The sequence below is a fragment of the Streptomyces sp. NPDC001634 genome, assembly GCF_040298185.1.
Lineage (GTDB): Bacteria > Actinomycetota > Actinomycetes > Streptomycetales > Streptomycetaceae > Streptomyces.
The window spans coordinates 19,926-30,339 of the sequence record NZ_JBEOZU010000071.1 but is presented as its reverse complement, the minus strand read 5'-3'; the positions used below and the strand labels follow the sequence as shown (position 1 = coordinate 30,339).

Annotated in this window: 1 pseudogene; it reads left to right on the top strand. The window is 74.6% G+C overall.

Going from position 1 to position 10,414, the window contains the following annotated elements:
• Positions 1-36: 36 nt before the first annotated feature.
• Positions 37-10,389 (top strand): annotated as a pseudogene (locus ABT186_RS35055) (type I polyketide synthase); the annotation flags it as partial.
• Positions 10,390-10,414: the final 25 nt, after the last annotated feature.

Genomic DNA, 10,414 nt, shown 5'->3' with positions numbered 1-10,414 from the left:
ACGGCTTTTGCGAGGAATGCGAGGAAGTGGGGCACGATGGCGAGCAATGAAGAGAAGCTGCGGGACTACCTGAAGAGGGTGACGGCCGACCTGCGCCAGACCCGCAAGCGCCTTCATGACGCCGAGACGAGCCGTCAGGAGCCCGTCGCGATCGTCGGCCTCGGCTGCCGCTTCCCCGGGGGCGCCGACACGCCCGAGGAGTTCTGGCGACTGCTCGCCGACGGCCGTGACACCGTCGCCGATTTCCCCGCCGACCGTGGCTGGGACCTAGACGGCGTCTTCGACGCGGCGGGCGGCACCGGAACCACGTACGCCCGCCAGGGAGCCTTCCTCTACGAGGCACCGCTGTTCGATTCGACGTTCTTCGACATATCCCCCCGCGAGGCCATGACCATGGACCCCCAGCAGCGGCTGCTGCTGGAGACCTCGTGGGAGGCGCTGGAGCGGTCGGGCATCGAACCGGGCGCGCTGCGCGGCAGCCGTACCGGCGTGTTCATGGGCACCAACGGTCAGGACTACCTCGCGTTGATGCTCAACCGGCCCGAGGAGTCGGACGGCCACCTCACCACCGGCATCACCGCGTCGGTGTTGTCGGGCCGGGTGTCGTATGTGCTGGGTCTTGAGGGGCCTGCGGTGACGGTGGACACGGCGTGTTCGTCGTCGTTGGTTGCGTTGCATCTGGCGGTGCAGGCGTTGCGCAGTGGTGAGTGTGATCTGGCGTTGGCCGGTGGTGTGACGGTGATGTCGACGCCGGGTGCGTTTGTGGAGTTCTCGCGGCAGCGGGGGCTTGCGGCGGACGGCCGGTGCAAGGCGTTCTCCGACGATGCCGACGGCACCGGGTGGGGTGAGGGTGTCGGTGTGCTGGTCGTGGAGCGGCTGTCGGATGCCCGCCGTAACGGTCATCGGGTGCTGGCGGTGGTGCGGGGGAGCGCGGTCAATCAGGACGGTGCGTCGAATGGTCTGACGGCGCCGAACGGTCCTTCGCAGCAGCGGGTGATCCGGGCGGCGCTGGCGGGTGCGGGGCTGTCGCCCGGGGACGTGGACGCGGTCGAGGCACACGGCACCGGTACCTCCCTGGGGGACCCGATCGAGGCGCAGGCGTTGCTGGCCACGTATGGCCAGGACCGTGAACGGCCTCTGTGGCTGGGGTCGGTGAAGTCGAACATCGGGCACACTCAGGCGGCTGCGGGTGTCGCGGGCGTCATCAAGATGGTCCTGGCCATGCAGCACGGGATGCTGCCGCGCACCCTGCACGCCGACTCACCCACGTCCCGTGTGGACTGGACGGCGGGCGCCGTCGGACTGCTGCACGAGAACACCGACTGGCCGCAGGCCGAGGACCGGCCGCGACGGGCCGGTGTGTCCGCGTTCGGTGTTTCCGGCACCAACGCCCACGTCGTCCTGGAGCAGGCCCCCGTCGAACCGGCACCGGACCCCGACACGCCCGCCCCCACACCGGCGGCCCTCCGCCTGCCCTCCGATGCGGTGCCATGGATGGTCACCGGCCGCACCCCCGCCGCCTTGCGTGAACAGGCCCGGAGACTCGCCGACTTCGTACGGTCCCGCCCGGGGACGGACGCGGCGCGTACGGCCGCCGCGCTGCTCACCACCCGGTCCGTCTTCGAACAGCGGGCCGTGGTGCTCGGTACCGGCATCGACGAACTGCTGCGCGGCCTGGACGCCCTCGCCGCCGACCATGCGCGGCCCGGCCTGGTCACCGGCTCCGCCGCAGGCACCGGCCGGACCGCGTTCCTCTTCGCCGGACAGGGATCCCAGCGCCCCGGCATGGGACGGGAGCTGTACGAGACGTACGAGACGTTCGCGGACGCCTTCGACGAGGTGTGCGCCCAGGTCGACACCGCCCTCGAACGCCCGCTTCAGGAGGTCGTGTTCGGCACGGACCCCGAGCTGCTGAACCGCACCGAGTACGCCCAGCCCGCCCTGTTCGCCCTGGAAGTCGCCCTGTTCCGGCTCGCCGAGTCCTTCGGCGTACGCCCCGATGTGCTGCTCGGCCACTCCGTCGGCGAGTTGGCGGCCGCGCATGTGGCGGGGGTGTGGTCGCTCGCCGACGCCTGCCGGCTGGTGGTGGCACGCGGCCGGCTGATGCAGGCGCTCCCCGAGGGCGGCGCCATGGTGTCCCTGCAACTCCCCGAGGCCGAAGTGCTGCCCCTGCTGGAGGGCCGGACCGACCGGGTCGGCATCGCCGCCGTCAACGGACCACGCGCCACCGTGATCGCCGGAGTCTCCGCAGACGTCGAGGAGATCGCGGAGCAGGTGAGGGCGCAGGGCCACCGGGCCACCGCGCTCCGCGTCAGCCATGCCTTCCACTCGCCGCTGATGGAACCCATGCTGCGCGACTTCCGGCGTGTCGCAGCATCGCTGGAGTTCCACCCGCCGCGCCTGACCATCGTCTCCGACCTCACCGGCCGCCCCGCCGACCCCGACGACCTGACCGACCCCGAATACTGGGTACGGCACGTCCGGCACGCCGTCCGCTTCGGGGACGGCGTCCGCACCCTGACCGGTCTCGGCGTCACCCGCTGCCTGGAGCTCGGGCCCGACGGCACCCTGTCCGCGCTGGCGGCGCAGAGCCTGCCGTCGGAGGGCGAGGTGCTCGCCGTCCCGGCCCAGCAGAAGGACCAGCCCGGACCGCGGGTCTTCGAGGCCGCCCTCGCCGCCCTGCACACGCGCGGCGCCGCCGTCGACTGGGCAGCCTGCCTCACCGGCACCGGCACCGGCACCGGCACCGGCACCGCTGTCCCGCCCGCGCCGCCCGAGCCGCTGCCGACCTACGCCTTCCAGCGGCGCCGTGCCTGGCTGCCCGCGGCCCCGTCAGGCGCCGCCGGAGTCCGTGCGGCGGGTCTCGGCGCCGCCCGGCACCCTCTGCTCGGCGCCGCGGTCGAACTTGCCGACGCCGGCGGCATCCTGCTCACCGGCAGGCTCTCCCTGGGCTCCCAGCCCTGGCTCGCCGACCGCGAGACGGCGGGCACCGTTCTGCTGCCCGAGTCCGTCCTCGTAGAACTGGCAGTCCGGGCCGGCGACGAGGCCGGCTGCACCGTCCTGGAGACGCTCACGGTGCGCGAGCCGCTGTCTTTGCCCCGGCGGGGCGCGGTGCGCATGCAGATCCTGGTCGGTGCCACCGACGAGACGGGACGGCGCACGGTGACCGTCCACTCCCGGCCGGACGACGAGGGCGACCAGCCCTGGCGCTGCCACGCCGAGGGCACCCTGACCACTGCCGCCCAGCCCGCCGGGGACGCGCCGGACACCGGTGTCTGGCCGCCCGAGCAGGCCGAACCGGTCGACGTGGACGGCCTGTACGACCTGTTGTCGCTGAACGGCCACTCCTACGGTCCCGCCTTCCGCGCCGTGCGTGCCCTGTGGCGCCGCGGCAGCGACCTCTTCGCCGATCTGGCCGTCCCGGACGACCTGCGCCGCCAGGACACCGAGGCCTTCGGCCTCCACCCCGTGCTGCTCGACGCCGCCGTGCAGACCGCCCTGTCGGCCGCGCCCGAGGCGGGCGAGGGCCGGATCGCGCTGCCGCTCGGCTGGCACGGGGTGACCGTGCACGCGACCGGAGCGGGCACCGCCCGGCTGAGGGTCGCGGCAGCAGGCACGGACCGGGTCTCGCTCACCCTGACGGACACCGCGGGACGGCCGCTGGCCGCCGTGGACTCCGTCTCCCTGACCTCCGTGCCGGTCGGTGACCTCGCCGTGGACGGGCCGGTCGACGGGCTGTACACCCTGGACTGGCTGCCGGTGTCCGGCCGGACCGTCCCCGACGACGGTGACTGGGCGGTGCTGGGCCCGGACGGCGCGGTCCTCGCCGACCGGCTCACCGCCCAGGGCCTCACCGTCCACACCCATCCCGACCTCGCCGCCCTGCGGGCCGCCCTCGACGAGGGCACCACACCGCCCGCGACGGTGCTGCTGCCGGTCGGCTCCCCCGACCTCCCCGCCGACAGCGCGAGCCTCGCCGCCGCGGCCCAGGACGCCACCGCCGCCCTGCTGACCACCCTGCAGGACTGGCTGGCCGACGAGCGCCTCGACGCCGCCCGGCTGGCGGTACTCACCCACCACGCCGTGGCGGCCGGCCCCGACGACCGCGTACCCGACCTCACGCACGCCCCGGTCTGGGGACTCGTGCGGACGGCCCAGTCGGAGCACCCCGGCCGCTTCCTGCTCGTCGACCGCGACACGGCCGACACGCTGCCCCCGTCGGCCGTACTGGGCGACGAGCCACAACTCGCCGTACGCGGCGACGCGTTGCTGGCGCCCCGGGTGGTCCGCGCGCTGCGTCCCGCCGAGGAGGTGCCGGTCGTGTTCGGGCCGGACGGCACGGTACTGGTCACCGGCGGCACCGGCGGACTGGGTGCCCTTGCCGCCCGGCTCCTGGTGGCCCGGCACGGCGCACGGCGGCTGCTGCTGGTCAGCCGGTCCGGGCCCGCGGCACCCGGGGCCGCCGAACTGCGCGAGGAACTGCTCGCGCTCGGCGCCGAGGTGACCATCGAGGCGTGCGACGTCGCCGACCACGCGGCCCTGACCGCCCTCCTCGCCGAAGTGCCGGCCGAACACCCGGTCACCGCGGTCGTTCACACCGCAGGTGCCCTCGACGACGGCCTGTTCACCTCCCTCACCCCGGAGCGCCTGGCCACCGTCTTCCACGCCAAGGTGGCCGGCGCCGCCCACCTGCACGAGCTGACACAGCATCACAAGCTGTCCGCATTCGTGGTGTTCTCCTCGGCCGCGGGCCTGCTCGGCAACCCGGGCCAGGCCAACTACGCGGCCGCCAACACGTTCCTCGACGCACTCGCCCACCAGCGCCGCGCCACCGGACTCCCGATGACCTCACTGGCATGGGGCCCCTGGGAGACGTTCGGCGGTATGACGGCCACACTGGACCGCACACATACGGCCAGAATGGCCGCCCAGGGCGTCATCCCGCTCTCCGCCGAGCACGGCCTGTCCCTGTTCGACGCCGGGAGCGCCGCCGACCGGGCGCTGCTGCTTGCGATGCGCCTCGACCCGGGTGCCCTGCGATCCCGCGCCGAAGCCGGTGAACTGCCGTCGCTGCTGCGCGGACTGCTGCGGGGGACCGTCCGCCGCGGCGCGGGAACCGGAACCGGCCAGGGCGGCGGGTTCGCCCGCAGGCTTGCCTCGCTGCCCCGGGCACGCCGTCACCGGGCGGTGGCCGAACTGGTCACCGGCCAGGTGGCCGCACTCCTCGGCTACGACAGCGCCGAACTGGTGGGCTCCGACAAGCCGTTCAAGGAGCTTGGCTTCGACTCGCTCGCCGCGGTCAATCTGCGCAACCGGCTGACCCAGGAGACCGGACTGCGGCTGCCCGCCACCCTCGTCTACGACCACCCCACCTCCGCCGCACTGATCCGTCATCTGGCCACGGCCCTGGGCCTGGACGCCGAGCGGGGTGAGCGCGACGACATCCCCGTCCGTTCCGGTGCCGTACCCGACGACGACCCGGTGGTGATCGTCGGCATGGGCTGCCGCTACCCCGGCGGAGCCGACACCCCCGAAGCGCTGTGGCGGCTGGTCGCCGCAGGGGCCGAGGGGCTGGGACCGTTCCCCGCCGACCGCGGCTGGGACCTCGAGGCGCTGTACGACCCGGACTCCGACCGCCCCGGCACCACCTATGTCCGCGAGGCCGGATTCCTGTACGACTCCGGCGAGTTCGACGCCGAACTTTTCGGCATCTCTCCCCGCGAGGCACTGGCCATGGACCCACAGCAGAGGCTGCTGCTGGAGACCTCCTGGGAGGTGTTCGAACGCGCCGGGATCGCCCCCGCCACCCTCAAGGGGAGCCGCACCGGCGTGTTCGCGGGCGTGACATACCACGACTACGCCTCCGGTATGCAGATGGGCACCGCGGGCAACGTGGCCGCGGGCCGGGTGTCGTACGCCTTCGGCCTCGAGGGCCCCTCGGTGGCGGTGGACACCGCCTGCTCGTCCTCCCTGGTCGCCCTGCACCTGGCGGCGGGGGCCCTGCGCGCCGGGGAGTGCGACCTGGCGCTGGCCGGCGGGGTGGCGGTCATGTCGCAGCCGGACCCCTACGTGGCCTTCAGCCGGGAGCGGACCCTCGCCGCGGACGGCCGGTGCAAGCCGTTCTCGGCCGACGCCGACGGCACCAACTGGGCCGAAGGAGTAGGTCTGTTGCTCCTTGAACGGCTCTCCGACGCCCGGCGGCGCGGCCACACCGTCCTCGCCCGGGTCGCGGGCAGCGGCATCAACCAGGACGGTGCCTCCAACGGGCTCACCGCGCCCAGCGGGCCGGCCCAGCAACGGCTGATCCGCCAGGTGCTGGCCTCCGCCGGACTCACCACGGCCGACGTGGACGCCGTGGAGGCCCATGGCACCGGCACCCCGCTGGGCGACCCGATCGAGGCGCAGGCGCTCATCGCCACCTACGGGCAGAACCGCGAACGGCCGCTGTGGCTGGGCTCGATGAAGGCCAACATCGGTCACACCCAGGCGGCGTCCGGCGTGGGCGGCGTCATTAAAATGATCATGGCGATGCGGCACGGTGTCCTGCCCCGCACCCCGCACACGGACCGGCCCTCCCCGAACGTCGACTGGTCCGCGGGCGCGGTGGAGCTGCTGCGCCAGGACGTGGCCTGGACGCGCGGTGACCGCCCGCGGCGGGCGGGCGTGTCGTCGTTCGGCATCAGCGGCACCAACGCCCATGTGATCATCGAAGAGCCGCCCCGGGACGGAGCAGAGACCTTCGGCGGTAGCGACAACCCTGTCGATGCCCAGACCGCCGACGGCACCCGGACCGGGGCTCCGCCGCTGCCGGGCCGCATCCCGCTGCCGCTGTCCGCCCGCAGCCCCGAGGCGCTGCGCGGACAGGCGGCCCGGCTGCACGCCTTCCTGGCGGGCGAGCCCGTGCCACGGCTGCACGACGTGGCCCTGTCGCTGGCAACCACCCGCTCCGCCCTGGAACACCGCGCGGTGCTCGGCGTCCACGACCACGACACGGCGCTGCGCGCCCTGAAGGCCCTCGCCGACGGCACCGAGCCCGACACCCCCGTCGTCAGCGGCATCGCCCGGACCGGCACGACACAGCCGCCCGTCGTCCTCGCCTTCCCCGCCGCCGACGCCCGGTGGACGGCGAGCGCCGCCCCTCTGGCCGACTCCGCCCCGGTGTTCGCCGAGGCGCTCACGGCCTGCGCACGGGCCCTGTCCGGACTCGTCGACTGGACTGCCGCCGACATCCTGGCCGGACGCACCGCCACCGACTGGCAACGGCGGCCCGAGATCGCCGGACCCCTCGGCTGGGCGGTCGCCGTCGCGCTGACCGCGCTGCTGCGTTCGTACGGCATCGAGCCCGCGGCGGTGACCGGGCAGGGGTACGGCGAGATCGCGGCGGCCTGCGCTGCGGGGCTGCTCCCGCTGGAGACCGGCGCCCGGCTCGCGGTGCACCACAGCCGTACGACGGACGAGAGCGTGCCGCCGGTCCGGTTCGCCCCTGCCGAGGTGCCGTTCTGCTCGGCCGCGACCGGTGGCTGGCTGGACGCGGGGGAGGGGACCGGCCCGGCACAGTGGGCCGCCGACCTGACCAAGACCCCCGGCCGGACCGAGCAGGCGCTGCGGACGCTGCTGGACAGCGGACACCGCACGATCGTCGTCCTCGGCCCGGAACTGCCAGGCAGTGAGGCCGAGTCGGAGACGGAACAGCCCGGCGGTGTGACCGGTGAGGGCGCGGACCTGCTGCCGCTCGCCGGCCCGGACGGGCTCGATCTGACGGCCCTCCTCGCGTGGCTGCATGTGCGGGGAGTCGAGATCGACTGGGATGCCCTGTTCGTGCCCACCGGAGCCCGCCGGGTGCCTTTGCCCACGTACGCCTTCCGCCGCCGCCACTACTGGATGACATCCGCCCCACGCCCCGCCGGCGACACACCGTCCGCCGGACCGGACCAGACGGCGGACGTGCACCCGCTGCTGGACTCGGTCGTGGAACTGCCCGAACCGGCCGGTCTGCTGCTGACCGGCGGGCTGTCCAGGGCCACCCAGCCGTGGTGGGCCGCACAGGCGGTGGCCGGCACGGTCGCGGTGCCGGGGTCGGTCCTCGTCGAACTCGCCGTCCGGGCCGGCGACCGGGCCGGCTGCGACCGTATCGCCGAACTGACCACGGAGGCCCCCCTGGTCCTGCCCGAGCGGGACGAGGTCCGGCTGCGGGTGACCGTCGGCGAGCCCGGTGCGTCGGGGGAGCGGGCGCTGCGGGTGTACTCCCGGCCCGCCGGCGCCCTGCCCGGCACTCCCTGGACCCTCCACGCACGCGCGGTGCTGTGCCCCGTCGGCGGCCCGGCCTCCTTCGACCTGGAACTCTGGCCGCCCGCCGAGGCGGAGCCGGTCGACCTCACCGGCCTGCCCACGTCGGCCACCGACGGACTGGTGGGCCTGTGGCGGCACGGCGACGACGTGTTCGCGGAGGTCGCACTGACCGCCGAGCACCGGCAGGCGGGCGGACGCTACGGCCTGCACCCGGCCCTGCTGGACACCGCCCTGCGCACCCTCGCCCTCACGCAGGACGAGCCCCGCGAACAGGACACGACATCGGTGCCCGACTCCTGGCACCAGGTGGCGCTGCACGCCGAGGGTGCCTCGGCGCTTCGGGTACGGCTCACCCGGACCGGCACCGACACCGTCGCCGTGGAGGCGGCCGACGAAACCGGGCTGCCCGTCGCGTCGATCGGCGCTGTCCGGCTCCGCCCCGCCGACCCCGCTCGGCTCACCGGCGCCCGCACCGCCCAGCACGGCCCGCTGCTGCGCCTGGACTGGCCCGAGACCGCGTGCGAGACACCCGGGGCCAAACCCCGCTGGGCGCTCGTCGGCCCCGATCCGCTCGGCGCACGTGCGACCCTGATGAAGGCGGGTGTCTACACCGAGGCGTACGACACCCTGGGCGCCCTCGCCAAAGCCGTGGACTCCGGCGTGGCCGTGCCCGAGGCGGTGCTGGCCGGCGTGGTGCCCGGGCCCGCGGACACGACCGCAGGCGGTGCCATCAGGTACGCGGCCGAACTGGCCGGGGAATGGCTGTCCGACGAGCGGTTCGCCGAGGCGCGGCTGGTGTTCCTCACCCACGGTTCGCTCGCCGCCGTGGACGCAGGCGGGGATCCGGACCCGGCGACCGCCGCCGTCTGGGGGCTGATCCGCTCCGCACAGCTGGTCGACCCGGGCCGACTGGTCCTCGCCGATCTGGACGGCAAACGCGCCTCCTGGCGCACCCTGCCGGCCGCGCTGGCCACGTCCGAGCCGCAACTGGCCCTCGTGCGAGGCGCCGTGCACGTGCCACGGCTCGCCGCCCTGCACGCCGCACCGGCCGGGGCGGGCGGCGCGGTCCTGTCGGCCGATCCGGCGGGCACCGTCCTGGTCACCGGCGCCCACCGGCCGGCCGCCGCCGCGGTGGCGCGGCACCTGGTGGCCGAGCGGGGCGTACGCCGCCTGCTGCTCGCCGCGGCCCCCGCGGGCGGCGACGCGGCTGCCCGGTCCGAGGCGGAACTGACCGCACTGGGCGCCGAGGTGGCCATGACCGCATGCGACCTGACCGACCGGCGGGCGCTGGCCACGCTGCTCGGATCAGTACCGGACGGGCACTCGCTGACCGCCGTCGTGCACGCGGCGGAGGTACCGGAGTCCGGCGAGGCCGAGGAGGCGCAGCTGGAGGCGGAGCTGCAAGCGGCATTGAACCTCAGCGATCTGACGGGACGTGAGGATCCCGCCGCGGCGGTCCCCCTGGTCCTCCTCTCGACTGCCGCCGGCACGCTGGGAGCAGCCGGACGGGGCGGCGAGGCCGCCCTTGGCGCCTTCCTCGACGCCCTCGCACGGCGCCGCCGTGCCGCAGGGCTGCCGGGGACATCGGTGGCGTGGGGGCCCTGGGACCTCGACGACGAGGCGGCGGGCGGCGCACCCGCGGGTGTGGTACGGCTGGCCCGGGCCGCGGTCCTGGACCTGTTCGACGCCGCCTGCGCCCTCGACGAGCCCACCGTCCTTCTGCTCCGCCCGGACGTCCCCGCCCTGGTCGGCAGGTCGAAGGACGAGAACCTTCCGGCGCCCCTGCGGGGCCTGGCCGGACCACCGGCCCGGCGCCGCGCGGGGCAGCCGGGGAGCGCCGGAGCCCTCAGCACGCTGCGCCGCCGTCTCGCCGGTCTGGCCGACGCCGAACGCAACGCGGTCCTCATGGACCTCGTCCGCACCGACGTGGCGGCTGTGCTCGAATACCCGTCGCCCGAGGCCGTCGACGTCACCCGCTCCTTCCGGGACATCGGCCTCAACTCGCTCACCGCCTTCGCCCTGCGCAACCGGCTGCGGGAGACCACGGGACTGAGGCTGCCCGCCGCTGTGCTGTTCGAGGTCGACACCCTCGCGCGGCTGGCGACGCACCTCAAGGAAGAGCTCC